Raw genomic sequence first — 25,643 nt, forward strand, 5'->3', positions numbered from 1 at the left:
AGTTAGGTACAAATGGAAATGAATGGAGGGGATGGACCACATGAAGACGGTTGGGAAGGCGTTACTCATACCGGCATTATGCTTCATGTTTGTGGGATGCTCCAATAAAGAGCCAGTGGATAAGAAGGAACAGGAAACGCCTATCACCTTCTCCCACGAGGAACAGAATTTCGAAATCATTTATATGTATGATGAAGTGCGGGAGTACGTAGACACCGTACGGGAAAAGACGGGAAAAAGCATTGAGACTGTGTTCATTGAAAAGGTGTTTGAGCCATTTAAAAAGAAGTCCAATATGGAGGAAATCAGCTTGCGATATACGTTTGATCCGTCCTCAGAAGTGGACAAGCTTGCAGAATCCATAAAGGATTTGGAAAAGGACAAAGATACGACGAGCGGGATAATAAAAGAAGCATTGATGAAATCAGCTAAAGAACTTCCGGGTAAGGATAAGAAATATATTATTTTTCCAGCGAACCCAGAGGATACGTTCATAGTGGAGCAAATGGGGGGTGTATCAGGGTTTGTCTTGTCAGAGGACGTCATTGTGTTGCAACTTTCACCATCCATGCAAGAAGACATGTTGAAGTACACTGTCGCTCATGAATACCACCATCTCTTGGCGGAAGAAAGTAATCGGGGAACGATCAGGACCATCCTCGGCGGGGTTGTGGTGGAAGGGAAGGCAGATGCCTTTGCTCATACCATTTATCCAAAGATCCAGGCCCCTTGGCAAGAACCGATGACACCGGAGGAAAAGGAAAAGGTAGTAGCTGAGATTACGGAACTTAGATACTCCGATGATATGAAGGCCTACGAGAAACTAAGAGCAGGAAACTCTTCTAAAGGCATTCCCCAATGGGCCAACTACAAAATCGGATATGAAATCGTCCAAAGCTACAGGAAGAATCATCCTGAAATCTCGATGGAACGATGGACCAGCATGCATGAAGCCGAAATTATAGCAGGAAGCGACTTTGAGGAAATCACGGCCTATGAATGAGACGAACTCAGACTTCAGGCTGATGTAAAATTTTCCATTTTTTTATACCATCATAATAGAGTAATAGGAGGGGATTAGTGTGAACCAAGTACGTGATAAACAATGGAATCTAAGAAATGTACGACCGGGAAGCGGGCCTGTGAAAGATCAAATTCAGGAGATTCTTCTACATATCGAGGAAACGCAATCCGTATTGAAGCATGGGATGAATCCCGATGAAGCGGTTGACGTCACGAAACGTGTGCAGGACCTTTATACGAAAGCGTTTCACATGGATGAATATATCATCTGCCTGCTATCAGTAAATGTTCTGGACGGGGAAGCGCAGGATCTAAGCGCCAGAAGCACTCAGCTGCAGGCGAAAATGGACACCTTGCTCCTCGGATATAGCCAGTGTCTTGCCCATATGGCGGACGAGGACTGGGAAGCCTTCATCGGACGCAGGGAAGTGGCAGGCAGTGAGCGGTTCTTGAAGCAACAGAGAAGAAAGGTGAAGGACCAACTTGATCCCGAGATGGAGAAGTTGATTCATGCCCTTTCCGTTGATGGATTTGCCGGGTGGGAAGATCATTATGATCAGGAATACGCCCGCCTGAAAGTGCCGGTAACAGATAATGGGAAGACAGAATACATTTCTTTTGATATGGCCTATATTCGCGGGATGCTCTCAAATGACCGGGAGACGAGGATGGAAATGGGTGAAGCCATCTCTAAGGTTTGCCGTGAGAACGAAGACCGGTTTGCCTCGATCTTCAACCATTTTGCGGGTTTCCGAAATGAACTGTACCAGCTGAGAGGATGGACGAATCCCCTGAAGGAAATGTTCGAACAAAACCGGATCAGTGAAAGGTCCGTGAACACCATGATGGATACGCTCCATCAGCATAAATCCTTGCTTCACCGTTTTTTTGAACGAAAAGCCAAACTGATTCAAATGGAAAAACTGAGCTGGTATGACATCTATGCCCCGACCTTCACGTCCAAGACGACCTTGACGTATGAGGAAGCGGCAGATATTGTGATCGGGCAGTTCCGTCGCTTCAGTGAGAAACTCGGCCAATTTGCTCAAACCGCCTTTGAAGAAGGCTGGATTGACGCCGAGCCTGGAGATTCCAAACAGCACGGTGCATTCTGTGCCTCATTCCCGAATGCGAAGGAAAGCCGTGTCATGCTTTCTTTTACGGGCAACTACAACGATGTCGTCACCATCGCTCATGAACTGGGGCATGCCTATCACAATTCCCTGCTCCATGAACAGCCTGGTTTCTCCCACAAGGTGGGGACGGGACTAGCCGAAACAGCGTCGACTTTCGCGGAAAATCTCGTCCTGGATGCGGCGATTGATATGGCGGAAACAGAGGAAGACAGGCTATCTCTATTAGAAATGAAAATCACCAACGGACTGAAATACACCACCTTCATCCCGGCCAAGTTCGAGTTTGAAGCAGCCTTTTACAACAAACGATTGAACGGGAAGCTTTCAGCAGGAGACATTGTTCAACTGATGGAAGAAACAGAAAGGGACTGGTTCCATGACTCCGTGGATGAAGTGTTTGCTCATAACTGGATGACCATCCCCCACTTCTTCAGTACGGAGAAAGCCTTTTACAATCTGCCGTACACGATCGGCTATCTATTCAGCAACGGAGTCTACTCACTCTATCAGCAGGACAAAGAAACATTCCCGGATCGGTACGACCAGCTCCTTACGCGATCGGGGAATCATTCCATGGACGAGCTGAGCATCGAATTCCTGCAGGAAGAATTAGGGACGGACTTCTGGGAGGCGGCTGTGCGCCCGTTGAAGGAAGCGGTTGAAAAGTATTTGGAAGAGACAGAACACTATATTTAAGTGTGAAGGCAATCTCTAAAACGGGAGATTGCCTTTTTTTTTGCTTATGAGGAACCTGTCCCTTTCGAATCTATTAAACATTCATATACCTAGAATAGAAGGGAGGGATAATGATGTTAAGAGACAAGGTTATATATTATGATTCAGAAGGAAAAATGGTAGACAAATTGGATATTGAGCAGGAGGAAAGCTGTATCCGTACCATAAGTTATTGTACAACCGCTGTTGTACCGGATGGATTCACGTTCCGGTTCACGACGTTCGATAGCTTCACGGCCTGTTCTGATTTGAGCGCATTGGTTTGTACACTTGAAAAGCAGGAGGTAGAAGGGACCGTGGAAAACCCATGCGGCGGTACGTTGACCTGTCCTATTGAAGTAGATGCCGTCCGTCTGATCGGAACTGCCAGATTCCATATCAATGTGGGGGACTTGAAGCCGATTGAAGGGGGACTTCAAATTGGCGATATTCCATGTACACTTGCAAGCGACGTTTCCGTACCGGTCAATCAAGTGATCCAGACGATTTGCAAAACGGACATGTGCCAAGAGGATTGTATTGATACGATCGGTGCCTTTGCATTTGCCCCTCAAGTGATCACCGATGCCTGCGGGCGACAGATCGTGACGGTGCGTGGCGGTTTGTTCATACGGTTTCTTGGCTGCTGATCAGCTAATGAAAAGAAACTTATTTTAAACAGGATAAGTTTCTTTTTTTTATGAAAAATGATTGAGTTCATCCTATCCATTTGAAATAATTGGTAGGAAGCTTATGATGGAGGTTTACAAGAATGACTACATACGGCACAGAATTATTTAAAGGAGCAGCACCCTATTATGCAAAATACAGACCCATCTATCCATCTACTTTAATCAGATTCCTAGTAAAAGAGTTCTCATTAAACGGAGAACAGAACCTCCTGGACTTGGGTTGCGGGACGGGACATCTGACCATTCGGTTTTCAGATTGGTGCAAAAGAATTGTCGGGATCGATATGGAGCCGGAAATGATTGAAGAAGCGAAACGGCTGCACGAGGAATTGAGGGTAGGAGAGATCCAGTGGTTCAATGGGACGTTGGAAGAATACAACCATCCTCAACCATATCACCTTGTGACGATCGCCAAAGCCTTTCACTGGATGGACCGGGAAAAGGTGTTGGATGAATTATTTCACATCGTGACACCAGGTGGCGGGGTAGCGGTCATAGACAACTACGAGCCCGATAAGACATTGAAACCATGGCAAGAAAGATTTAATGAACTGGTACATAAATGGTATGGAAACGAGCGGAAAGCCGGGAACTCCACCTACACCCATCCCGTCACCCCTCACGAAGACATCATTTCACAATCTAAGTTCAACCTTGAAAAACATACTCTGTCTAAATACGAAATCACTTGGACGATCGAGTCGCTGCTCGGGAACCTTTATTCGACTTCATATGGGTCGAAGCGTTTCCTTGGGTCGGATGTACCGCTATTTGAGCGTGAAGTGAGAGAGGCGATGCTTGAGATGAGCGTGTCGGGAGTGTTTAAAGAGGAGTCGAGGTTGTCGGTGAAGATTGGGAGGAAAGGGTAATCATGAGGGGAAAATACAGGGTGGTTACGATAACAAATCTACTTGAGCATGAGGTAAATACGTTAGTACAAGAAAGTAAAGAAGAAGGTTTCCGCTTTGTTGAAAGACTTCTGAACGACTATCGAGCAGGAACCAATTGTTTCAACAAACAAGGTGAAGCTTTATACGGTATTTATGATGAGGAGAATGAGCTCGTAGCGGTGGGTGGGGTGAATGTCGATCTATCTTCGACTGAAACCGGTAGAGTAAGAAGGTTTTACGTGAAAAAAGAATACAGGAATGAAGGGATCGGAACTCTTCTATTAAAGAAAATCATTCTCGATGCCAGACGCTCTTTCAATGTCTTGGTCCTCCATACAGATACCGAGAAAGCGGATCATTTCTATACGTCTTTCGGTTTTACTAAAGGCGGTCGGTATCCGAATGCTACGCATTATTTGGATATCAGTGAGGGGCGCAAACCTTTCAGAATTGATTGTGGAGACATTTATCTACAGGAATTCTCCATTGAAGATGCCGACAATATACACAGAATCACCAACCAACCAGAAATATTCCACTTCCTGCCTGACTGGAAATCAACAGTAGAACAGAGGGTCGAGTGGTTGACCCATTATGAAATTCCGGCAAATAAAGCTTTTCTTGAAGCGGCTGACAAAACAGGGAACGTGGCGGATCATTTTTTGAAAATGGGGGTATTTCGAAAGGATACAGAGGAGTTCATCGGGTGGTGCTGTACAGGGATAAAGGAAGAACTGCCTGCACCGAACCGGGAGATCATGTATGCCATTTCCATTGAACATCAGGGAAATGGCTATGCAACCAAAGCCTCTATTGGGTTGATTGAGTATTTGTTTACTCATACCAACGTTGACCTCCTGAACGCCGTAGCTCTCAAAGATAATGATTCATCTATAAAAGTCATAGAGAAGTGCGGGTTTACTTATCAAGGGCAGGTAACGATTGATGAAGAACCGTATCTTCATTATAAACTGAACAAATCGGAACACGAAAGGAGTGCACAGTAATGAGCGATAAATGGCTGGAATGGGCGAAGCGTATACAGGCATTATCTCAATCGGGTCTGGCCTTTTCTAAGAACGTTTATGATAGGGAAAGATATGAAGAATTAAGGGCGATCAGCACGGAAATCATGCAGGAACATACGGGCTTGGAGATGACGAAAATCGAGGATTTGTTCGCGAACGAATCGGGCTATCAGACACCGAAAGTGGACGTGAGGGGTGTCGTCTTCAAAGACGATAAAATCCTGATGGTCAAAGAAAAAATCGATGACAAATGGGCATTGCCAGGCGGATTCTGTGACATCGGCCTGTCCCCTAGTGAAAACGTCGTAAAAGAAATAAGGGAAGAGTCAGGATATGATGTCACCCCTGTAAAATTACTCGCACTGCTCGACTTGAACAAACATCCCCATCCCCCGCAGTCACACCATTACTACAAAATATTCATTCAATGCAGTATGACCGGAGGAGAAGCAAGAAACGGCGTCGAGACGAAAGGAATCGGATTTTTTGATGAAAACGATTTGCCGGAGCTGTCCGTTGGAAGAAACACAGAATCGCAGATTAAGATAATGTTTGAATTTTTGAGGGATGGTGGGAAGGCAGCGGTGTATGATTGAACAGGTTTATATAAGGCCGCAGATAACCATGAGGGGGAGTGACTGATGGCACGCTGTATCCATTGTAAAACAAACTTGTCTTGGTTTTACATTTTCAAGAGATTAATGATCGTGAAAAGACCTGCTATGGAGTGCTCTCACTGCGGTCAGAGGCTGTATTTCACTTCACGTTCCAAGAGGATTTTGATGGGCATGACCATGCTGTTACCCGTGTTATTTGTGCTTGCGTTCATGCTTGGCTACATGGCTTTGTTCATGATGTGGGTCGTTGGGTATTTATTGGTGATGCCATGGTTCGTGACTGTCACCGGTAATGACGAGCCATTATTCTAACAGATGGAGGTTGATCAAATGAGACGCATGCCGTTCGAACGACCAACGGAATATTATGATGATAAGCTTCTCCCTATCGATGAGGAACTATGCTCATTGCTACAACAAAGAAAACAAGTATCCCATAAAAATCCGGGTTATCCAAAACTCGAAGATATTGCAAAATGGGCAGAAAAGTATGATCTGTATGAGGACCTTTTAAGGTCTATCTTTGGTGTGCTGGAAAATGAAGAGGCTTTCAAGCCACAAATTGAACCCGAGGATTTTCAAAAATATATACGCATTTTACAAGCGGTTGAAACAGAAGAATGTTTATATACCGTTCCGTTTATTAAGCAATATGCCAATGCCAGTGTGGTCCACCTGAACATCGACAAGGAGTATGATGAAAGCTATGAACGAGAAAGGTTTCACCGAAACAGCTTCTGGCACCTGGAGATAGGGAACGGCTATGATTGCCGGGTAACGGGTGGAGGCGGATCGCAGGAACATACGAGTTTTGACTTTATTGTCACTCCAAGGTTACCTGAAGACCTATCCGGCATGACCTTGACATTCAAAGAATATGGGACTCCTTTTAAAAAGAAGCCGAGGGGACTTGAAGTAACGTTCAATCTTTAAGCAGACGATTGCATGGAGGTTTTATTATCTGGTGGATGCATAGTATCTTTAAATATTCGTGGGAAGTCATCGTGTTATATCTATTTTTCACCTTCTTTTTGGCAAACGGATTTATTATGGGATTTGACACCTGGGGCGATGATCGATTTCAGTTCAGTGACATAGTGGCGCCATTGTGTTTCATTATTTCTATCATTTTATTAATGATTATAAGAAAGGTATCGATACGGGAATTTAATGAACAGTATCCGGATGCTTCAGAGGAATAGTAGGAGAGTGGAACGAATCATGGAACGAATTCCAACTAAATGGAAAACGAAAAGATTAATAGTAGAAGATCTCAGAAATGAGGAGATTCACAGCGTTCAGTCTCTCTATGAAAAGGGCAATTACATCCATCAATGGGATGGCGGAACGTTGGATGAAGGGTTTGTTAAGCGTTGTTTTTTGGAGGGGGACCTGCCACCGGGGGGAAGGAAAGAAAACTTTAGGATTCAGGTAATCCGTATGAAGGAGTCCGAAGATTTAATTGGTTTGCTTGTGAGCTATCTTGGTCACCCTGTAGCGGAATCCTTTTATATCAACTATCTATCGATTGATTCTGACTATCATAAACAAGGGTTGGGACAGGAAATGGTGGAGGAATTACTGGAAATCGTGAAACACCACGAATTCAAGGAAGTTCGTGCCAATGTCGCGTTGAAGAACTGGGGAGCCATTCGTTTCTGGACAAAGCTTGGGCTTGATACGATTAATGGAATCTATGGTGATGCTGAGTATGGAGAAGATCGCTTTGCTGATATGGAGCTAGTGAAGAGTTTTTAACGAAGGGGTATTTACATAAATGATGAAAAAGGCACTTGGGATAGTATTGATGCTTACTTGGATCACGTTGTTTTTTTACTATTTTAATATGATCATGCCGAAAAATATATTGTACTGGTTAGTGGCGCTGCCGGTTGTTTATTTTTCGTCGGCATTTGTTTTGAGAAAAGCAGGTTTTAAGACTTGAGTAGGGTTCTTTTCGACATGAAAATATGGCTAAAAATTAAGGGGTTAAAATATGATTTTTTTTAAAGAGAATTCATTAGTAATTCGCTCCATGATTGAAACTGACATAAAACATTTTGTCCATGCATTTTCTGAACAAGATTGGGATAAGCCTTTGGAACTGTTTGAAGACTACTTTTCCCATCAATCAAGCAATCAGCTAATCGTATTTGTAGCTGAAGTTAATCACGAGGTGGCAGGTTATGTAACTTTGTTTCCAAGGGCGGAAAAAGGACCGTTTGCATCTAAAGGCATTCCTGAAATAGTGGATCTAAATGTCCTGATTAAATTTCAGGAGCAGGGCATTGGAAATCAATTGATGGAAGTGGCTGAAAGAGTAGCCAAGGAAAAGGGGAAGCTCATTACTTTAGCTGTAGGAATGCATGAAGGGTATGGAGCAGCTCAAAGAATGTATGTGAAACGGGGGTATATACCTGACGGCTCAGGTGTTTGGTATAAGGGTCATAAACTGCCAGCCTATGAAGCTTGTAGAAACGATGACGATTTTGTTCTCTACTTTTCAAAAGAGATTTGATAAGGGAAGACAATATAAAAAGCCAGAGTAATGAATACTTTAAACGATAAAAAAACAATTAGAAATTGGTGAAGATAATGATTGAAGAGAGTTGTAGTAATATTGACCATCTGAAAGAATTATGCCTCCAAACCCATCTCGGCGAATGGATCACAAAGCCCGTTAAAGTGTCGGGTGGCTTCTTACATACCATGTATGCAGTGAAAACGACGAAAGGAAAATATGCCGTCAAAGCATTGAACCCTTCTATCATGAAAAGACCGGACGCCCTTGGTAACTACATCCGTTCAGAACAGGTCGCTCGACTCGTATTCGAAAATGTGCCGGCTCTTCCGGCAAAGACGTTCGACGGGAATGCAATTCAGAAGGTAGGGAACCAATGGTTTCTGGTGTTTGATTGGGTAGAGGGCAGAAGTGTAAAACAGGGTGAAATCGGCATTGATCATTGTAGGAAGATAGGGTCAGTTCTGGCAGACATTCATCATACAGATTTTCAAGAACTAGGGATAGAACCGGAAGAGACAGAGGTCCGTCCCTCGATTGATTGGAATGCCTATCTACAGGAAGGTAAGGATATGAAAGTAGAGTGGATGAAGTCCTTCGAAGATATTATTGAGAATTTGTATGAGTGGGATGCGGGGGCACGTGAAGCAGAGTCAAGTCTGGGAAGTGTTATGGTGATGAGTCATCGGGATTTAGATCCGAAGAATGTGATGTGGGTACAGGGGGAAGCGGTCTTAATGGATTGGGAGTCGGCGGGCTTTATCCATCCGATGCATGATTTGGTGGAGACAGCCCTTTACTGGTCAGGTGCGACCGATCGAGACCGGTTTTCTGCGTTTATCAGTGGGTACAAAGGTGAAAACGGGGCCATTACAGCAGACTGGGAAGCGGTGCTTGCAAACGGGTTCTCTGGAAAGTTGGGTTGGTTGGAATATAACTTAAAAAGGTCATTGTGGTTGGAATGTACGGATGAAGAAGAGCAACGGTTGGGGACCAGGCAAGTCATCGAGACGATAGGGGAGCTCAAGGATTATGCGGATAGAATACCAGAATTGTTGAAGTGGCTAAAGGAAATAAAATAAGAGTGAAGAAAAAAACTGGCTATGGTGCAATGGGAATGGGATTGCTGATTCTTATTTTATTATCGGTGAACTTCGCTTCATATGATATAAATCATGGCTCCTTTATCCAATCGCAGTGGGGGATAGCGGAGCCGATCGGGACGGTTGCTGGCCTTTTCTTGTTGTTTTATTGATAGGAGCAGCTTTTCGTTTAATCTGGAATCTACCCCTAAAACGAATCATCTTCATTGGTTTGCTTTCGATGATAGGGGTGTCCCTGCTACCATTCATCCTCCTCCTTTTACATGCTGGAGAGCTTTAGATCCATAGACCATATTAATTTCACTTCATTCTCTACTAAAGAATCACGGTATCCATGTAGATCAATCGTCTCTAAAATAAATCCCTTGCTGGAATAAAACGTACAGGCAGGGGCATTCACGTTCTGGGTTTCCACCATCAATGTTTTGTATTCACGTTCTTTCGCCCAATGGATGACCGTGTCCAGCAGTTTCCCGCCAATGCCTTTCCCCCTGGCATCGGGCTGCACGCGCAAGTCCCATAAGGTTGCGGCGCCTTCTGTTTCTGGAGCCACCGCAGCGGCACCGATGTACATGCCGTTTTCGATAGCCAGGAACAATCCCCATTCGTCTAAATTAAACTGCTTTGTCCAACAGAGTGGGTGACAATCCGGTAAGAGATCATAGTCCTTCACATAGGGGACGCACGGTTCTTCGACCAATCGTAGCCCTCCAAGCCCCTTGTGAATGGGACAAACGTGTAGCTCTTTTGTCACTTCGTATGCAATTGAAACGGTTGCGTACTGGGAAAGCTTTGAACGGTCAATTTGTTGAATGTGCATGATGTCCTCCTCTACCTGAGCCCAAACATCCCTTTCCCATCCTCCATACTGATCGGCAATGAAGAATGTTCGTGGGTGATGAGCCATGTATCCTTTACTTTTTCCAAGCAGAATGTAAAGCGGTTCGTCATCTGGCGAAGTTTCTCCCCCGATGCTTCTTTGTGGGCAGCATAAGTCACGGCACAATGGGCAAAAGCGAGATTGGCATTTTCCTCAATCACCACATCTTGAAAGTCGACTTTCAGTATTTCTTCTTCAGCCTTTAATCCGATGAACCACTCCGTCACATTCTCCTGCCATGAAGCAAGGCCGATACACTCCCATTTCCCCCAGCAGTCATAGATATGGACAGCGGGATCATAGATGGAGAGGAAGTTTTCGATATCTCTTTCGTGAATCGCATTTTTGTATTGTTCGAGCACATCCTGGACGTTCATTATCTCATCTCCTTTGATCTCATCTTTAACTATTTCAAGACATTGAGGTGAATTCCCTCCTATAAGTATTCAGAATTTTCCTATCGTAAATGTTCACTCTGTATTAACATGAAAATAATATGGTAAACAACGAAAGAAGGAGAAATGATGACCACACAATTGAGCGATGACATGAGAGGGATCGAACAGCGGTTTAAAAAGGAAATTGAGCCCTATCGAACGGATCTCTGGCACTACTGCCATCGATTGACGAGATCCCAGTGGGATGCAGAGGACCTGGTGCAGGATACATTGTTTAAGTCCCTGGCCATGCTTGCCAAAATGCATCAGCCTGTAAAGATGAAATCGTATTTATTTAAGATTGCGACCAATCTGTGGATTGATCGTTATAGAAGAAATCCATATATTGTAGAGGTTTTGGAAGAAGAACTTCAGCCTGACCACACGTCAGCCATTGATCTTGAACTCATGGATCATCTCGAGTTTCTTATCCAGCATCTCACTCCCCATCAATATGTCTCACTCCTTCTCGCAGAGGCTTTCCGGTTCAAGGCGAGTGAGATTGCAGGCATGATTTCGACGACGGAAGGGGCTGTGTATACCAATCTGACGAGGGCAAGATCGGTCCTTCGAAAAGCAAAGGGAGGGCAAATAAAATCGACACCCGTCCTTGATCTTGTCCCCAATGCGACCCTCAACACATTATTGAATGGTTTCAGAAATAAGGATCCCGAGTTGATTGCATCAGTGTTGAGTGAAAATGTCACAGTCAATATCGTCCATGCCGGGATTGAAGTCGGCAGAGATGAAGCGAAACGGAACTCCCTCAACGACTGGAAGGAAGTCGTCGATGCCCAGCATCAAATTGTGGTGGAATATAAGATGCTTTGGGGCAAGCCGGTCGTCGTCGAGATGGAGAAAAAGCTTGACGGAGACCTCTACCTCAATAATCTCCATTTAATCGAGGCGGTTGGAACGGAGATCACCCACTGGGCTTTCTATTGTTTTTCGTGGGACTTGATGAAACAAGCCGCTGATGAGCTGCAGGTGAAGTTGAACGCCACCTGTTTTTATCATATTTTTTAAATTCACCTGTAAGGTTTTGACCGTTTCCTGCGTTGTTATATATGAAGACAATCCAAGGAAAAGGGAGCGAGAAATCAATGAAAAGTCCGATATTAAATCAAATCAATACGGTGTTCGTCCATGTAAGCAATCTGAAGGATTCCGTCCGATGGTACTCGGAGTTACTGGGCCAAGAGTATGACGTCGATCAGGTGGAGGATCCCGTCTATAACCTGGCCATCAATCATTTTACCGGATTGACCCTGGATGCAGGACCAGGTGGTGTGATGAAAGAGGCTGATAAGAGTAAACACCCTCTCTTTAATTTTTTCACTAAAAACATAGAGGAGGCGTATTCGTATGTAGAACAGCTGAACTATGAAATTGTCTCTGACATCACAAGATTCGATGATTTTTCCTTCTTCATCATCCAGGATCCCGATGGCAATCGAGTGATGATCTGTACGGGATAATGAAAACAGGAATGCCCAAAATAGGGGGCATTCCTGTTTTTATATGTTCAAATGGAGAACATGCTGAGGTCCTTTAGGTCCCACATATACTTCGTCTTCGTCGGTGAAGCCCGTCTTCAGGTAGAGACTGATGGCAGCCTGGTTCCGCTTGTTGACGCCGAGGACCACTTCGTCCGTCTCGGGAAGATTCTCCCTCATGAAACCTGGCAGCTGGTTAAGCCCCTCTTTGGCAATGCCTTGTCCCTGGTGTCTTGCATCGATAGAAAAAGAGGTTAAGAGTCTTGCTTTTGGATTCGTTGAATATTTACGAAGCTTATCCCCGTTCTCCAATGCAAAATAACCGACAGGGGTGTCATCCCTAAGGATCACAATATGACGGGTGTCTGGCGAGATGGTGGGATTTTGGATTTTATCTAAGGGGAGGCTCGTGAATTGGAGCTGGTCTTCCGGGAGATGGAAGTCCTTAAGTTGATGTTCATAGATTTCGTTGTATACGGATAAAGTGATTGGCATGATGATTCCTCCGATTTAGCAGTATAAAGAAATTATAATTGATTTAGAAAATTGGGACAAATAATGATTGGAAGATTGTAGAAAATAAGGTAAAATAGGAACGCATGTTTGATTAGGGGGTTATTAGAGATGAATGCAATTCAATTAATCATACTTAATTTGGAAGAAGTGAGACGGAGAAGCGTAAAGCTTTGGTCTGGCATTCCAAAGGACTTTTTACACTGGAAACCAGATGGTGAGGCCATGTCTTGTATCGAGATGGTTCGTCATGTGTTGGAAAGTGAACATTATTATCACATGGCGTTAATCAATGGAGGGAGTTTAAGTGAATACGAATCACCCTTTTCAGGTAAGCCGTACATTTCAGTGGAAAACGAGTTGGAGCTTGCCAGGCCGTTCAGAAAGAGTTTCCTGGAATATGTGTCGGAATTGAACGAAGAATCTTTATCTGCAGTTAAGATTGATCGTTCAGATGTAGGTTATGTGAGGGAAATGGGCGATATGCTGATGAGAATTGCTTATCACGAATCCGTTCACGCCGGTCAGTTATTGGATTACTTACGAACAGGTGGGATTACGAGGGCGAATCTCTGGGATTAGGGGGAGAATGGAATATGAATCATACGGAATATAAGGTGGTTTGGAATCTCGACAGCATCTTCAACGGGGGAAGCACATCACCCGAATTAGAAGACCATATGAAACAGACAAAAGCAAGGGTTTCCGAGCTGGAAGAACTCGTGCAGAAAGTGACGCCAAAGCCGGATCAACTGGGGAATGTTCTTAAACGGCTCACGGAAATTAAGGTTTCGATATCACAAATGAGGTCATTTGCCATCTGTCTGCTTTCGGTGGATCCGGATGACCAGGGTGCCCAATTTTATAGAGGGGAAACGACTGCCCTTCAATCAAGATATGATTCTATCACGAGTGACTTGAAGAGAGTGTTAGCTTCCATAGAGGAAGTGGTATGGGCATGTCTGCTTACTTCAGAGAATCTTAAGGATTATCGGTTCATACTGAACGAGTGGCGGGAAGAAGCGGTACGGGAGCCTTCTAAGGAAGTATTGGATCTCACGGCAGACGGATACCACGCATGGGGACAATTCTATCAGTCGTTCATGAGCAGCATCAAGGTAAGGGTGAGAGGAGAGGAGCTTTCGGTTGGACAGGCCATTAATCTCAGAACCCATGCCGATGAGTCGATAAGAAAAGAATCTCATGAAGCGTTGGTGGCAAAATGGACCGAGCAAGAGGGACAGTTCGCTCAGATCCTGAATCATCTGACAGGCTTCAGATTGAATATGTATAAAAGCATGGGCGTCGAGGATGTTCTTCAGATTCCTCTTGCGCAAAACCGAATGAAGCCGGAAACACTGGATGCGATGCTTTCGGTGATGGAGAAGTATAAAGAGCCGTTTACGGAATACCTGAATGTGAAGTCAGGTATGAATGGCGATGCCAAAATGAAATCCTATCACTTCTGGTCCCCGATGAACCATGAACATAAAGGAATGGAGTACGGGGAAGCAGCAGCGTTGATAGAGGAGCGGTTTGGAGCGTTCGGAGCAGAAATGGGGGAGTTTGCTGAAAAGGCGTTCCGCGAAGGATGGGTCGAAGCGGAAAACCGGCCCGGTAAGTCGGCGGTTCCCATTTGTGCCGGGTTTCCGTTGACGGGAGAGTCAAGGGTGTTTATGACGTTCCCCGGTACATTTAAAGGCGTGCTGACCCTTGTACATGAACTGGGCCATGCCTTTCACAATCATGCCATGAAACAGGTAAACGGGATGAACAAATCGTATCCCATGAATTTGGCGGAAACGGCGTCGACCTTCGCAGAGATGATCATCCTTGAAGCGGCCATGGACCAGGCGGCGACTGACGAAGAGAAGCTGTTCCTACTGGATGAGAAATTGAAGAGGAGCGTCATGAACTTTATGAATCTGCATGCGAGATTCATTTTTGAGAAACAGGTTCACGAAGAACGGAGAAAAGGCTTTATACCTGCCGCACGCCTGAATGAGCTGATGGGGTCAGCCATGGAAGAGGGATATGCCGGAGCACTTGATGCGGTCCCGGTTCATTCGTGGATATGGACGCCCCATTTTTATAAAACAGAGTCTCCTTTCTATAACTTTCCGTACACCTTTGGGTATTTACTAGCCCTCCATCTTTTCTCCAGGGCGAAAGAAACAGGAGAAGGGTTCGAGGACGATTACTTGGCTCTACTGCGGGATTCAGGCAGCATGTCGGCAGAAGAACTCGTCATGAAGCATCTGGGGGAAGACATTACGAAGGAATCCTTTTGGGAAAAAGGGATGGAGCTGTGCGTGAAGGATAGTGAGGAATTTGTTAGATTGGCGGAGTTGCAGTGAAGAAGCTTCAACTGCTCATAGCACTTCCTTCGATTCTGTTATTAAGTGTGGCTTTGTTTTTTCACCTCGATTTCCTCTTCTATCTTTCTTTGGCCGGGATCTTTCTGGCCATGATGATTAAACAATTCAGGATGCGTGGGCAGATTTATGAAATGAGGCATCCAGGCGGTGTGGATGAAGACGGTACAGAAATCGATGTCAGCGGAGAAGACTAATAGTTGAGAGAAGGAGTAAAACCATGGATAAAATCTTACATACCATAGCCGATCGATTGACGAAGCAGGAAGGGAAAATGGTCATTGGCATTTCAGGTCACGGAGCTTCTGGTAAAACGACGTTTGCGAGGAAACTGTTTTCGCTGCTTGGGGATGGCGTCAATTATATCAACACGGACCCTTATATCGTGAGTTCGGCTGTCAGAAAGCATTCCTTTATAGAATATGAATACGAAAATGAAAAGCATCAGTCCAAAATGACCGCATGTCATCCGGACGCCCATCATGTATTCGCCCTTGACCGGGACATCAGGATGGTAAGAGAGGGAATGGATTTTTACACGTTGGACGTACCCTATGAACCGAGTCGTCTCATCTCTTCCCAAAACAACCTGACGATTGTAGAAGGGATGTCCGTCGCGTTCAGTAAACCTGATTTATATGATTTGACCATTTACTTTTACACAGATGGAGAGACAGAACTCAGGAGAAGGGGCATCCGCGACATAAACGAGAGAGGGATGGAAGTGGACTATCTAAGGAAAACCCATGACGAGCGGAGGGTTCAATATGAAGTCTTTATGCATCCGAAGAGTCAGCTTTTTGATGTGGTGGTGAGGAATTCGGATGAGGGGTATTGGGTGGAGAAGAATTCTTTAATAATGAAATAATAATTGAGTCTACTGGTTTATTTTGACATAATTGGTATTAGTGAGATATACGATTAAGCGATGGGGTGGTGGAAGAGTTGAAGAGACCTATGGGTGTATCCCTAATTGGATATTTCTATGTGTTTGGAGCATTGGTGTTACTATTCACCGCCATTTTTTATCAGGTCGATGCTGACGCCATCAGCATTTCGGAACGATTTGGTGTATCGATCCTGCCTGAACGGATGATGAGAATAGTGTTAGCACTGTTTTCTCTGTTGATGGTGTATGGATACATGAGGTTGAAAAGATGGGGATTTTGGCTGTTCCTCTCGTATTCAGTGCTGTTTGGTGTGGTCAGTTCGGTTATTGCAACGAACCAGCCTCAGCAACCTTTTATAGGGAATGTTGTTTTTTCGGTGATTGTCTTGATCTATACGATTTATGTGAAAGGGGCATTTTTCACGACTGCTGAAAGAGATCAGGCTATATAAAACAAAGGGTTTTAAGTATCGGGGGTTTATCGCAGAAGGTAGGCTCCTTTTAAAATAAGGGGGAAGCATGATGACACAACAAACATACATACCGCCGAAACATATTGTTTCAGCGGCTACAATCGTTCTGAATGAAAACCGGGAAATTCTATTAATAAAGGGACCAAGGCGTGGTTGGGAAATGCCTGGCGGTCAGGTGGAAGAAGGAGAGTCGTTAAAGGATGCGGCGATCAGGGAGACGAAAGAGGAAACGGGCATTGATATTGAGGTGTTGGCTTTTTGCGGGGTATTTCAGAATGTGAAACGGTCCATCTGTAATACCTTATTTCTTGCTAAGCCTGTTGGAGGAGTGCCGACTACTTCTTCTGAGAGTCTGGAGGTAGCATTTTTTCCGATTGACGAGGCGCTCAAAATGGTGACGCATTCGAATTTTAGAGAGCGGATCGAGTACTGTTTGGATGAGGAGCAGCATCCGTTTTTTGTGGAGTTTTAGGCCACGTTAGATATTACCTAGAGTAAGGGGAACTTGAAGTGAGTTCAGTTGGAAAAATATCAAGGTTGACCCAAATGCAACGGTTCCTTGACCAAATAAATGTAGATGTGACAAGAGATAGAGAAAAGTTATTCATGGAAACGTTCCAGCTTCAAAAAGAGGATCTTGATACCAGATTATTTTTCGGAATGTTTGATCTTCATTCAGATGTAGATTCTTTACAGCAACAATTAGATAGAATAAGTCTATGTGATTATGAGTCTTATATTCAAACCGAATTGACAAGATTACAAGCAAAATATCCTTCAGGTAAACCAATCCAATTTGAGTTGTTTATTTTAGATCAGCATGATGAGTTTGTGAAAGAAAAGCTTGGCGGGATTTCTGCCTTTACCGAATGGGACGGTCATATGTGCTTTATCGTGTAAGCCGATGAAGATGTGAGAGAAACATTGAAGTCGGTGATTTATCACGAGTACCATCATCACTGGAGAATGAGTAAACTCAATATGACCGAAGGAAATGAGACGCTGCTTGACCGATTGGTTCTAGAAGGATTGGCAGAGCATTTTGTAAGAATTGAATTGGGTGATGCTTTCCTGGGTCCTTATAAAAGTGTGCTCTCAGAAAAGGAAGCTCAGAAATTGTGGAACATTACTTTCAGGCATCACATTCATGATAGAGGGGAGAAAACAGATTCCTATATGTTCGGGAACAAAGAGATGCAACTCCCTTTTTGGGGTGGATATTCATTAGGCTATCACCTGATTAAGTGGTATATGAATGATATTAATGAATGGACAATAGAGGAGCTTACCGAGCTTCCTTCAAAATTGTTCATACTAGAGAGGTGACAAAAATGAATAAAGACACCAAGAAATCGAATCTCCTGGACAGGTTCCGTACATCTGATGCTGATTTTCTGGGTTCTGGTATGGAAGCCGAAGTATATGCCTTAGATGATGAGAGAGTGTTGAAAGTATATAATGATTTGTCTGATGCACCAAGACAAGAGAGATTAAGGAAATTCTATGCTGGACTAAAGGAGGATCACTTGAGCTATGAGCTTCCCTATATTCACGATATCTTAGTAGAGAATGGGACGTTAGTGACGATTGAAAAGAGGATGCAGGGGAGCGATTTGCAAAGCAAGCTTGCAGGGATGACCCGTGACGAGCAGACAAACATGATGAAAACATATCTTCAGGCAAATCTGGAACTGCACTCCTTTAAAGGAAGCTCAACGATGGAAGGATTCCAACTATTTCATGATCACCGCATATCATTAGGGAGAATGGACAATTGGTATGATCTATTAAGTGAAACGATAAAGGTTAAGCAGACTGAGTTGAAACCTTATTTTGAGAAGGATGTCCGGGATTATGGAGCAAAGTTAACTCTAATAATGGAAAGACTGGCACCTGGATATGAAGGGGGCTATTCCATCATCCATGGAGACTTCTACCCTGGGAATATCTTAATCAATGAAAAAAATGAGGTAACGGGGCTGATTGATTTTGGAATGCTGACCATGTATGGGGATTATCTGTTTGATGTGGCGATCGGATGGGTGTGCCTGGATATGTATAATCAGCTGAATGCAAGTCTACCGGAGAGGTACTTGGACATCATTGTTTCCACCTTGGGAGAAGGGGTAAGGAAAGATTTATATTTCTATGTACTAATCTATAGTTTGATGACAGCGAATCTTTATTCTCCGACGTGTGAGGATGGTCATTATCGGTGGTGTGTGGAGAATTTGAATCGTGAAGAGTACTGGGAAGTTACATAATCCACTCGTCAGTGACCTCGTTTTGATTGGAATTTGAAACTTTTTACAATCCCCGAACGTAAGTATAAATAATAAGAGGGGGAATCAAAATGAAAAAATTCTTCACAAGAACATCTTTAGTGACGGCAGTGATCCTTGCCATTGCCATTTGGATCGGGAGTCTCCTGTTCTCATTTTCTTTCGGGGAATGGAGCTTTTTCATCGGCCTTGGATTAACAGTGGGCCTTTTCTTTTTTAATAGCAGTGGCGGTGCGTTATCCAAAAACGCTACCCTCGGAGCAAGTCAGGCAGGGTGGAAGATTCAGAAGGATAATGAATTGAAATCTAATGTAGGCTCCGTATTTTATGGTGTCCTTCTGTTTACGGTTGTTAGTTTTGTGGTAATGATGGTGACTTATTTTTAGAGCGGAGTGACGGCATGATTTCCTATAAGGGTACCCCTGTTTTAAGAACAGATCGACTGAATCTTAGAAAGTTGTGCATGTACGATACGCAAAGAGCCTTTGATCACTGGCTATCTGATGAACGGATTTCCGATCATCGTGTCAGTCCTGCGCACAAGACCATTGCTGAAACACATAAGCGGATGAAGAAGACTGTGGATGGGTACGTTTCAAAAGAGTTTTGTCACTGGGGAATCGAACTCAAGGATGGCGGTGGCCTGATCGGAGAGATTGATTTATATGATTTTGATTCATCTACAGGAAATTGTGAAGTCAGTTATTCCATTGGATATGATTGGTGGAATAAGGGGTATGGGACCGAGGCGTTGAAAGCCGTTGTGGAGTTTGCCTTCATCCACATGAACGTACACAAATTATCTGCAGCCCATAATACGGATAACCCGGCTTCAGGCAGGATCATGGAAAAAGCCGGGATGAAGCGTGAAGGCGTCATCCGGCATATGATCCGCAATGCGAAAGATCAGTATAAGGACTGTGCGGTGTATGGACTTCTGCGTGAAGAGTATCTTCTCATGAGGGGAGGGGGCGCGTGAAAAGGATAGCCATTGATATGGATGAGGTAATCGCTGATTTACATAAAAAGCACCTGAAAATATTTAATGAGAAATATAACGAGATTTTGACTCCAGAGGACTTACTGGGGACAAGACTTTGGAAAATCCGTCCCCATGATGCTGATGACATCCTTTCGTATATAGATGATCCCGATTTCTTCAGGGATTTGGAAGTGATGGAAGGGAGTCAGGAAGTGATCAAAGAGCTGAGTGAATCCTATGAAATTTACATCACGACTGCTGCAATGGAACATCCTGCTTCTTTTACGGCAAAATACGAATGGTTAAAAGAACATTTCCCGTTTCTATCAGATTTACAATTTGTCTTCTGCGGCAACAAAAGCATCATTCATGCTGACTACTTAATAGACGACAGCCTAAGGCATTTTAAAGACTTTATGGGAGAGGGGATATTGTTTTCAGCTCCTCATAACCGGTATGAGTCGGGATACGTACGCGTGGAGAATTGGAATGAAGTGAGATCGTTCTTTTTATCATAAGTCCTGATCTTATAATAAGGAGGAGTAAAGCATATGTTCAAGAAATTAGCCATCCTACTTATCCTGCTTTTCTCCTTTGGACAGACGGCTTATGCAAAGTCCTATAGCATCGATGAAGTACAGATCCGTGCGTGGATCCAGCCGAATGGGAATCTGCTGGTGAATGAATTATTCACGTACACGTTTGATGGAAAGTACAAAAGTATCAGAAGGGCCATCCATGAAGATAATCATGAAGGAGTGCAGTGGTTTAAAGCCTCTGAACTGATTAATGATGAGGCGGAGCTTGGCTTCATCGAGGATGGGGATCTGCGTCAGCTTGATGTGAAGCGGGAGGATGGTACGTATCGTTCATCATTCCCCGTGGAGGACGCTACAAAGACCTTTTTATTTGCGTATGAACTGAAGGATGCCGTGAAATCGTATGATTCATACAGCGATGTAACGGTTCCTTTTTTCGGAACAGATACTAATCATGATATTGATTTACATAATGTGACGATTGATTTCGTTTTTCCTGAAAAACTCGATCCTGCGGAGTATCATGCTTTCTTTCACGGTCCAAAGGGGAAGGTGGAAGAAGAAGGGCCAGAGGTGGTGCGCTTTACAACGCCTGTTTCCGATATGTATTCCTTAACGGAAACCCGTGTGATCTTCCCGTCTTCAGTCATGAGTGAGCAGGAAAAGACCGCTGCTCCAAAATCGTTGGAAGCGGCCATTCAGGAAGAAGAAGACCGTGTGGCCCTTGCAGCTCACAGGGAAGCTCAAATGAAAACATACAATGAAGTGTTGGGTGGGCTCGCAGTCATTCTTGGTGGAGCTTTATTCATCATGATGCTTGGATTCATGATTGGCCGAATAAGAGGAAATGGGAGAACGAGGGATGTACTGGAGTCGGATCCCCTTCTTTTATATATGGTCCACAGGCGGGGGAAGTTCACCCACGGAGCCTTGATGGCAGGGCTGTACTCCCTGGTGGAAAGAGGGAAGGCAACGGTCCGTAGACAGAAAACGACGACCCGTTTTCTCAGCGATGCCCGATCACCGGATGAAACCTTGTTCTTTACCTTGACCTCTGAAGGTCAATTATCAGCGATGGAAGAAAAGCTGGTATCATGGATTTTTAAAAGAAGAGGAAAGAATGGTTCCGCATCCTTTGCCATGACCGATCTTGCTGGTGCCACAAAGAGTGAGAAAGATCTCAGCCGCCATGTGAAAAAGTATCATACAAAGGTCAAGACGCTAAAAGAGCAGGAAAGAGAATGGTTTGCCGAAGTGTTGAAAGAAGCCAAGGAAGCGGGACTCCTCCATGATCGCTGGTTCCACTTCGTTACGAAGCTTGCACCACTTTCCATTGTGCTTGGAACTTTATGTGCCTATCACTTTGACATGAAATCGATGTTTGCCATGTGGTTTTATGGAATCATTGGTTGTGGGTCCCTTGTATTCCTATGGTGGAAGAATGAAAAGAAGTGGCCGGCACTTGTTTTTGGTGTAATTTCATTTTTTGCGATTGCTCAACTCAAGGACGAAACCTCCTTCTTCCTCCTGTTTTTGTGCCTTTTAATAACCTTATTTCTCTTATTCTTCGTTCCTCGCCATACGTTGTCGGGAGCGGCACTTGATGTAAAAGCGGGCATCCGCCGATTCCGGAAACAGGTGAAAAGAGAAGGGTACCCTAAGGGGACGAGCGAGGAAATGGATGTGTGGATGATCCGGACACTCCTGTTTGAACGAAAGAGGAAACTGAAGAGGATATCGAGTGAAGGCATGGAAGAAAGTGCATTGTTTTCAGCAGCCCCCCTTACAGCCCTTATTCTAACGGGACAGGACCCTCATGAGTTTTTGACGAATTCATGGAAGTGGAGCGGTCCCCCTCCGAGCATGTCTTCCGGTTCCTCTGATGGCGGATTTTCCGGAGGAGGCGGAGGATTTGACGGCGGCGGTGGTGGAGGTGCAGGTGCAGATTGACCATTAGCGGTTTACGAAAGGGGAAACGCCCATGTCAAAGGATAACTTGTCTCTTGTCATCATCCTGGGTATTTTGTCAACAATAGCGGGGTTTATCATGTTTTTCTTTAATGTTTATTTTGGAACTGCCACTGCCGAGTCACAGATGTTCCATAATAGAATTGGCGGTCCAGAATATTACAACGTCATTGTAAAAGGGTATATCAATACCTATTTGGTGGGAGGAAGCATCTTATTTGTGATGGGCGTGTTGGCTATTGTCTTAGGGTATCATCAGCTTCAATTGAAAAAAGTCAGTGATTCACATCTGGATGAAAGCATTCAGGATCGGGAGGAAGCACAGTGATAGAAACGAAAGAGAAAACCATGAAAGAAATCATCTTCGTCACCACCAACAAAGGGAAAATCGCTTCTGCCCAAAAGGAGTTAACGAACATAGAGGTGTTACCGATCGAGGCGGAATTAAGTGAACCGAGAAGTGATGATATCAAGGAAATCGCAAAACAAAAAGTGTTGCAGGCATACTCTATCGTGAACAAGCCATGCATTGCGCTGGATTCAGGTTTTTTCATCTCGGCATTGAATGGTTTCCCGAGGGCATATGTGAATCATATGTTGGACACAATCGGCATCGAGGGGATTTTAAAGCTGATGCGTGATGAGAAGAATAGAACATGTGAATTTAGATCATGCCTGGCTTACTATGATGGAGAGGAAATGAAATTCTTTGAGAGCAAATCTCCCGGCGTCATCGCAGAAAAAATACGGGGAAGCGAGAATGTGAACAGCTGGTCTGACCTTTGGTATATCTTCATCCCGCGCCATTTTCAAAAAACGATGGCTGAGTTTGATGAAGGTGATTTTATGGAATATAACCGGGTAAAAGAGGATTCGGGGATGAAGAAGTTTGGGGAATGGTATCTGGGTTCACGGTAGGGGATACGGATGATTATTGGTTTGTTAATTGTGGCTATTACTCTACTCATTATTGGTTTTTTGACACCCGTCGGTTCAGTCATGACTTTACTGGTTTCTGCGATTCTATTTGTAGTGGCATTGGTGCTTTCTCTTAGGAAAAAGGGGAATCACTAAAGGGGTTGAGAATTTGTGTTTAAATCTGAGAAGGTGAATAGAGTCATGGCAATCGTTATGTATTGGGTGATTGCCGTATTTATAGTAAGTCGAAATCATGAGTTTTTAAACAATCCTTTATCATTCTTGATCATCGCCACTTTGCTATGTTCATTCACGGTGCACCAAGTGGTGAGGATCTGGAGGATGGAAAGAGGATGAAAGGGAAGAAAATAACTCCGGTACCACGCGTGTTTGGCTTTTTAATGTCCTTCTCTTTTTCATCCATACTTCTCAGAGCTGGATGGAGGGGAGGAAAGTTTCTTTTTTTCTTTATGGGGTGGGGGCAGTGCTTCTTCTCATAGACTCCACCAGTTTTAGAGTGAAGAAAAAAGATAGAAAACACTATACATAATGTAAGACTGCCGATGGGGCAGTCTTTTTTAATTCTCCATCAATGAACTATATCATCATATCGTTTCGAATAAAGTGTACTGTCTTTCTGCATTTCGGCATAGAACAAATCCGAGACAGAGTGAAACCGATTAACTTTTTTAAAAAAAAACTGAACAAAAGTGATCCATATCAAAATCTCCTGCGTTATCTTACCAGAATACAAAAAACAAAACGAAAAAGGAGATTACAAATAATGAAAAAAACAAAATTACTTAAGAAAATCGCAGCACCGATGTTAGGATTATCTCTACTAGCTCCAACGGCAAGTTTTGCGGCAGAAACACCGACTGCGGTGACGCCGGCTTCCGACCTTCGTTCCACACTGGATCAATTACTATCTGAACACTATGTATTAGCGGTCAACGCCATGGTGAAGGATTACAAAGATGCACCGGATGAGAAAGAGGCTTATGCGGCACTGGATCAAAATGCACTGGACATGACCCCGGCCATCGAATCGATTTACGGAAAAGAAGGCGCTCAGAAATTTGAAGAAATCTTCGCCGGTCATAATGACTACTCACCGGATTTCGTGGAAGCAGCCAAATCAGACGATGCAGAAATGAGAAAAGCGGCAGAAGCCGAAGTGAAAGATTTCGTCAATGAATTCTCGGCCTTTCTGGCAACAGCAACAGAAGGGAATCTTCCGGAAGCAGCAGCGAAAGAAGTATTAGCAGCACATGAAATGGATGTCATCGAAGCGTTTGACAGTTATGTAGATGAAGATTACAAAGGATATCAAACGAACTTCAAAGAAGGGTACGACAGAATGTTCGATATCTCGAAAGCATTATCCGGAGCGATCGTGACGCAGATGCCGGATAAATTCAATAACACGAAAGTCGATGCACCGGCAGCGGAATTACGCTCTACACTCAATAATCTGGCTGCAGAACACTTTGCGCTGGCAGCGATGAGTATGCAAAAGGGTGTCAACGAAGCGCCTGATTATGATACAGCGACTTGGGCAGAAGACATGAACACAGAAGCTTGGACGAAAGCGATCGGATCCATTTATGGTGAAGAAGGTGCGGCACAATTCAAGAAATTATGGACAAGTGAACACATCAATGCACAGGCAGACCTTGTGAGCGCAACATTAGCTGGTGATGATGAAGGCGTAAAGGCAGCGAAAGACAGCCTGGGTATGTTCACAGAAGAATTCGGTACATTCCTTGCAACGGCAACAGAAGGAAATCTTCCGAAAGACGCGGCCATCTCTTCTCTGAAAACACATGAAGATCAAGTCGTGAAAACGTTCGACTCCTATGTAGCAGAAGACTACAAAGCAAGCACCGATACATTCCGTGAAGGATATGCGTTCATGTTCGGTGTAGGGAAAGCACTTGGAGATGCGATTGTGAAGCAAAATCCTGAGAAGTTTGCCTCAAGTGACATGCCTGAACAAATGCCAAACACCGGAATGGGTGGAGCAGCTGAAGAAGGAATGCCAATGGCTGCCTGGATCACATTTGTAGCAGTAGCGATGATGGCAGGCGGAATCATCATCAAGAAGAAGTTTGCGGAACAACAATAATCATAGAGCCATGAGAAGAGCGGGATTCTGCTCTTCTCT

At 44.2% G+C, this 25,643-nt stretch carries 35 protein-coding genes and 1 pseudogene; 33 read left to right on the plus strand and 3 right to left on the minus strand.

The annotated features are described in order from the left end of the window. Nucleotides 1-40 precede the first annotated feature (40 nt). From P8596_RS03515 to P8596_RS03580, 14 genes and pseudogenes are all read left to right on the plus strand, one after another. Nucleotides 41-1,003, plus strand: coding sequence for a DUF2268 domain-containing putative Zn-dependent protease (locus P8596_RS03515; protein ID WP_279725903.1), 963 nt, complete (start codon nt 41-43; stop codon nt 1,001-1,003). A 79-nt stretch (nt 1,004-1,082) separates the two neighbouring features. Further along, a complete protein-coding gene (locus P8596_RS03520) occupies nt 1,083-2,855 on the plus strand; it encodes a M3 family oligoendopeptidase (protein WP_279725905.1) in 1,773 nt (590 codons plus the stop codon). A 110-nt stretch (nt 2,856-2,965) separates the two neighbouring features. Next, on the plus strand, nt 2,966-3,523 hold the full coding sequence (locus tag P8596_RS03525; RefSeq protein ID WP_279725907.1) for a hypothetical protein: 558 nt from the start codon (nt 2,966-2,968) through the stop codon (nt 3,521-3,523). Nucleotides 3,524-3,645: 122 nt separating this feature from the next. Beyond that, nucleotides 3,646-4,434, plus strand: coding sequence for a class I SAM-dependent methyltransferase (locus P8596_RS03530; RefSeq protein WP_279725909.1), 789 nt, complete (start codon nt 3,646-3,648; stop codon nt 4,432-4,434). Nucleotides 4,435-4,436: 2 nt separating this feature from the next. After that, nucleotides 4,437-4,829: pseudogene (locus tag P8596_RS03535) on the plus strand (GNAT family N-acetyltransferase); the annotation flags it as partial. Between the two features lie 42 nt (nt 4,830-4,871). Next, complete coding sequence (locus P8596_RS03540) at nt 4,872-5,462, plus strand: GNAT family N-acetyltransferase (RefSeq protein ID WP_279726956.1); 591 nt, start codon at nt 4,872-4,874, stop codon at nt 5,460-5,462. Continuing rightward, the gene (locus P8596_RS03545; protein WP_279725910.1) at nt 5,462-6,079 is read left to right on the plus strand and encodes an NUDIX hydrolase; all 618 of its coding nucleotides are present in this window, start codon (nt 5,462-5,464) and stop codon (nt 6,077-6,079) included. The genes P8596_RS03540 and P8596_RS03545 overlap by 1 nt, the downstream gene beginning before the upstream one ends. Before the next feature lie 45 nt (nt 6,080-6,124). Then, complete coding sequence (locus P8596_RS03550; RefSeq protein ID WP_279725911.1) at nt 6,125-6,412, plus strand: TIGR04104 family putative zinc finger protein; 288 nt, start codon at nt 6,125-6,127, stop codon at nt 6,410-6,412. 18 nt (nt 6,413-6,430) lie between these two features. Next, a complete protein-coding gene (locus tag P8596_RS03555; protein WP_279725913.1) occupies nt 6,431-7,033 on the plus strand; it encodes a hypothetical protein in 603 nt (200 codons plus the stop codon). A gap of 288 nt (nt 7,034-7,321) precedes the next feature. Continuing rightward, a complete protein-coding gene (locus P8596_RS03560; RefSeq protein ID WP_279725915.1) occupies nt 7,322-7,858 on the plus strand; it encodes a GNAT family N-acetyltransferase in 537 nt (178 codons plus the stop codon). Nucleotides 7,859-7,877: 19 nt separating this feature from the next. After that, on the plus strand, nt 7,878-8,045 hold the full coding sequence (locus P8596_RS03565) for a hypothetical protein (RefSeq protein WP_279725917.1): 168 nt from the start codon (nt 7,878-7,880) through the stop codon (nt 8,043-8,045). Nucleotides 8,046-8,096: 51 nt separating this feature from the next. Next, nucleotides 8,097-8,618 (plus strand): GNAT family N-acetyltransferase, encoded by a 522-nt coding sequence (locus P8596_RS03570; protein WP_279725918.1) that lies wholly within the window; start codon nt 8,097-8,099, stop codon nt 8,616-8,618. Between the two features lie 77 nt (nt 8,619-8,695). Then, nucleotides 8,696-9,703 (plus strand): phosphotransferase, encoded by a 1,008-nt coding sequence (locus P8596_RS03575; protein ID WP_279725919.1) that lies wholly within the window; start codon nt 8,696-8,698, stop codon nt 9,701-9,703. 2 nt (nt 9,704-9,705) lie between these two features. Next, nucleotides 9,706-9,876: a hypothetical protein gene (locus P8596_RS03580; RefSeq protein WP_279725920.1), complete on the plus strand. Its 171-nt coding sequence runs from the start codon at nt 9,706-9,708 to the stop codon at nt 9,874-9,876. A gap of 107 nt (nt 9,877-9,983) precedes the next feature. Here the strand turns inward: P8596_RS03580 and P8596_RS03585 are convergent, their stop codons facing one another. Both P8596_RS03585 and P8596_RS03590 read right to left on the minus strand, forming a co-directional pair. Then, nucleotides 9,984-10,544 (minus strand): GNAT family N-acetyltransferase, encoded by a 561-nt coding sequence (locus P8596_RS03585; RefSeq protein ID WP_279725922.1) that lies wholly within the window; start codon nt 10,542-10,544, stop codon nt 9,984-9,986. Nucleotides 10,545-10,555: 11 nt separating this feature from the next. Continuing rightward, nucleotides 10,556-10,981, minus strand: coding sequence for a YybH family protein (locus P8596_RS03590; RefSeq protein ID WP_279725923.1), 426 nt, complete (start codon nt 10,979-10,981; stop codon nt 10,556-10,558). A 144-nt stretch (nt 10,982-11,125) separates the two neighbouring features. On the opposite strand from P8596_RS03590, the gene P8596_RS03595 reads away from it, so the two are divergent. Both P8596_RS03595 and P8596_RS03600 read left to right on the plus strand, forming a co-directional pair. Next, nucleotides 11,126-12,067, plus strand: a complete 942-nt coding sequence (locus P8596_RS03595; RefSeq protein ID WP_279725924.1) for an RNA polymerase sigma factor — start codon at nt 11,126-11,128, stop codon at nt 12,065-12,067. 77 nt (nt 12,068-12,144) lie between these two features. Further along, on the plus strand, nt 12,145-12,519 hold the full coding sequence (locus P8596_RS03600) for a VOC family protein (protein ID WP_279725925.1): 375 nt from the start codon (nt 12,145-12,147) through the stop codon (nt 12,517-12,519). A gap of 39 nt (nt 12,520-12,558) precedes the next feature. Here P8596_RS03600 and P8596_RS03605 read toward each other — a convergent pair whose 3' ends face one another. Continuing rightward, nucleotides 12,559-13,032 carry a GNAT family N-acetyltransferase gene (locus P8596_RS03605; RefSeq protein ID WP_279725926.1) on the minus strand — a complete coding sequence of 158 codons (474 nt, stop codon included), beginning with the start codon at nt 13,030-13,032 and terminating at the stop codon, nt 12,559-12,561. 129 nt (nt 13,033-13,161) lie between these two features. Between P8596_RS03605 and P8596_RS03610 the strand changes: the two genes are divergently transcribed. From P8596_RS03610 to P8596_RS03690, 17 genes are all read left to right on the plus strand, one after another. Continuing rightward, on the plus strand, nt 13,162-13,632 hold the full coding sequence (locus tag P8596_RS03610; protein WP_279725927.1) for a DinB family protein: 471 nt from the start codon (nt 13,162-13,164) through the stop codon (nt 13,630-13,632). Between the two features lie 14 nt (nt 13,633-13,646). Then, nucleotides 13,647-15,407 carry a M3 family oligoendopeptidase gene (locus tag P8596_RS03615; RefSeq protein ID WP_279725928.1) on the plus strand — a complete coding sequence of 587 codons (1,761 nt, stop codon included), beginning with the start codon at nt 13,647-13,649 and terminating at the stop codon, nt 15,405-15,407. Then, nucleotides 15,404-15,622 (plus strand): hypothetical protein, encoded by a 219-nt coding sequence (locus tag P8596_RS03620; RefSeq protein WP_224521307.1) that lies wholly within the window; start codon nt 15,404-15,406, stop codon nt 15,620-15,622. The genes P8596_RS03615 and P8596_RS03620 overlap by 4 nt, the downstream gene beginning before the upstream one ends. A 23-nt stretch (nt 15,623-15,645) precedes the next feature. Beyond that, on the plus strand, nt 15,646-16,293 hold the full coding sequence (locus tag P8596_RS03625; protein ID WP_279725929.1) for a uridine kinase family protein: 648 nt from the start codon (nt 15,646-15,648) through the stop codon (nt 16,291-16,293). Between the two features lie 77 nt (nt 16,294-16,370). Further along, on the plus strand, nt 16,371-16,766 hold the full coding sequence (locus P8596_RS03630; RefSeq protein WP_279725930.1) for a hypothetical protein: 396 nt from the start codon (nt 16,371-16,373) through the stop codon (nt 16,764-16,766). Nucleotides 16,767-16,833: 67 nt separating this feature from the next. After that, on the plus strand, nt 16,834-17,259 hold the full coding sequence (locus P8596_RS03635) for an NUDIX hydrolase (protein ID WP_279725931.1): 426 nt from the start codon (nt 16,834-16,836) through the stop codon (nt 17,257-17,259). A gap of 38 nt (nt 17,260-17,297) precedes the next feature. After that, nucleotides 17,298-17,687: a hypothetical protein gene (locus P8596_RS03640; protein ID WP_279725932.1), complete on the plus strand. Its 390-nt coding sequence runs from the start codon at nt 17,298-17,300 to the stop codon at nt 17,685-17,687. Between the two features lie 12 nt (nt 17,688-17,699). Further along, nucleotides 17,700-18,113 carry a DUF2268 domain-containing putative Zn-dependent protease gene (locus tag P8596_RS03645; protein ID WP_279725933.1) on the plus strand — a complete coding sequence of 138 codons (414 nt, stop codon included), beginning with the start codon at nt 17,700-17,702 and terminating at the stop codon, nt 18,111-18,113. A gap of 5 nt (nt 18,114-18,118) precedes the next feature. Continuing rightward, entirely contained in the window at nt 18,119-19,051 is a 933-nt protein-coding gene (locus tag P8596_RS03650) for an aminoglycoside phosphotransferase family protein (RefSeq protein ID WP_279725934.1), read from the plus strand. Nucleotides 19,052-19,140: 89 nt separating this feature from the next. Further along, on the plus strand, nt 19,141-19,455 hold the full coding sequence (locus P8596_RS03655; RefSeq protein ID WP_254653061.1) for a hypothetical protein: 315 nt from the start codon (nt 19,141-19,143) through the stop codon (nt 19,453-19,455). 14 nt (nt 19,456-19,469) lie between these two features. Further along, nucleotides 19,470-20,048 (plus strand): GNAT family N-acetyltransferase, encoded by a 579-nt coding sequence (locus P8596_RS03660; RefSeq protein ID WP_279725935.1) that lies wholly within the window; start codon nt 19,470-19,472, stop codon nt 20,046-20,048. Next, nucleotides 20,045-20,569 carry a 5' nucleotidase, NT5C type gene (locus P8596_RS03665; RefSeq protein ID WP_279725936.1) on the plus strand — a complete coding sequence of 175 codons (525 nt, stop codon included), beginning with the start codon at nt 20,045-20,047 and terminating at the stop codon, nt 20,567-20,569. Before P8596_RS03660 ends, P8596_RS03665 begins: the two co-directional genes overlap by 4 nt. Nucleotides 20,570-20,602: 33 nt before the next feature. Beyond that, entirely contained in the window at nt 20,603-22,540 is a 1,938-nt protein-coding gene (locus P8596_RS03670; protein ID WP_279725937.1) for a DUF2207 domain-containing protein, read from the plus strand. 31 nt (nt 22,541-22,571) lie between these two features. After that, the gene (locus P8596_RS03675; RefSeq protein ID WP_254653064.1) at nt 22,572-22,886 is read left to right on the plus strand and encodes a hypothetical protein; all 315 of its coding nucleotides are present in this window, start codon (nt 22,572-22,574) and stop codon (nt 22,884-22,886) included. Beyond that, nucleotides 22,883-23,476 carry a non-canonical purine NTP pyrophosphatase gene (locus P8596_RS03680; RefSeq protein ID WP_279725938.1) on the plus strand — a complete coding sequence of 198 codons (594 nt, stop codon included), beginning with the start codon at nt 22,883-22,885 and terminating at the stop codon, nt 23,474-23,476. Before P8596_RS03675 ends, P8596_RS03680 begins: the two co-directional genes overlap by 4 nt. A 201-nt stretch (nt 23,477-23,677) precedes the next feature. After that, nucleotides 23,678-23,833, plus strand: coding sequence for a hypothetical protein (locus P8596_RS03685; RefSeq protein ID WP_279725939.1), 156 nt, complete (start codon nt 23,678-23,680; stop codon nt 23,831-23,833). A 427-nt stretch (nt 23,834-24,260) separates the two neighbouring features. Next, entirely contained in the window at nt 24,261-25,604 is a 1,344-nt protein-coding gene (locus P8596_RS03690; RefSeq protein WP_279725940.1) for a copper amine oxidase, read from the plus strand. Nucleotides 25,605-25,643: the final 39 nt, after the last annotated feature.

Origin of the sequence: Rossellomorea sp. DA94 (assembly GCF_029834455.1) — a bacterium.
In the GTDB taxonomy this organism is placed as follows: domain Bacteria; phylum Bacillota; class Bacilli; order Bacillales; family Bacillaceae_B; genus Rossellomorea; species Rossellomorea vietnamensis.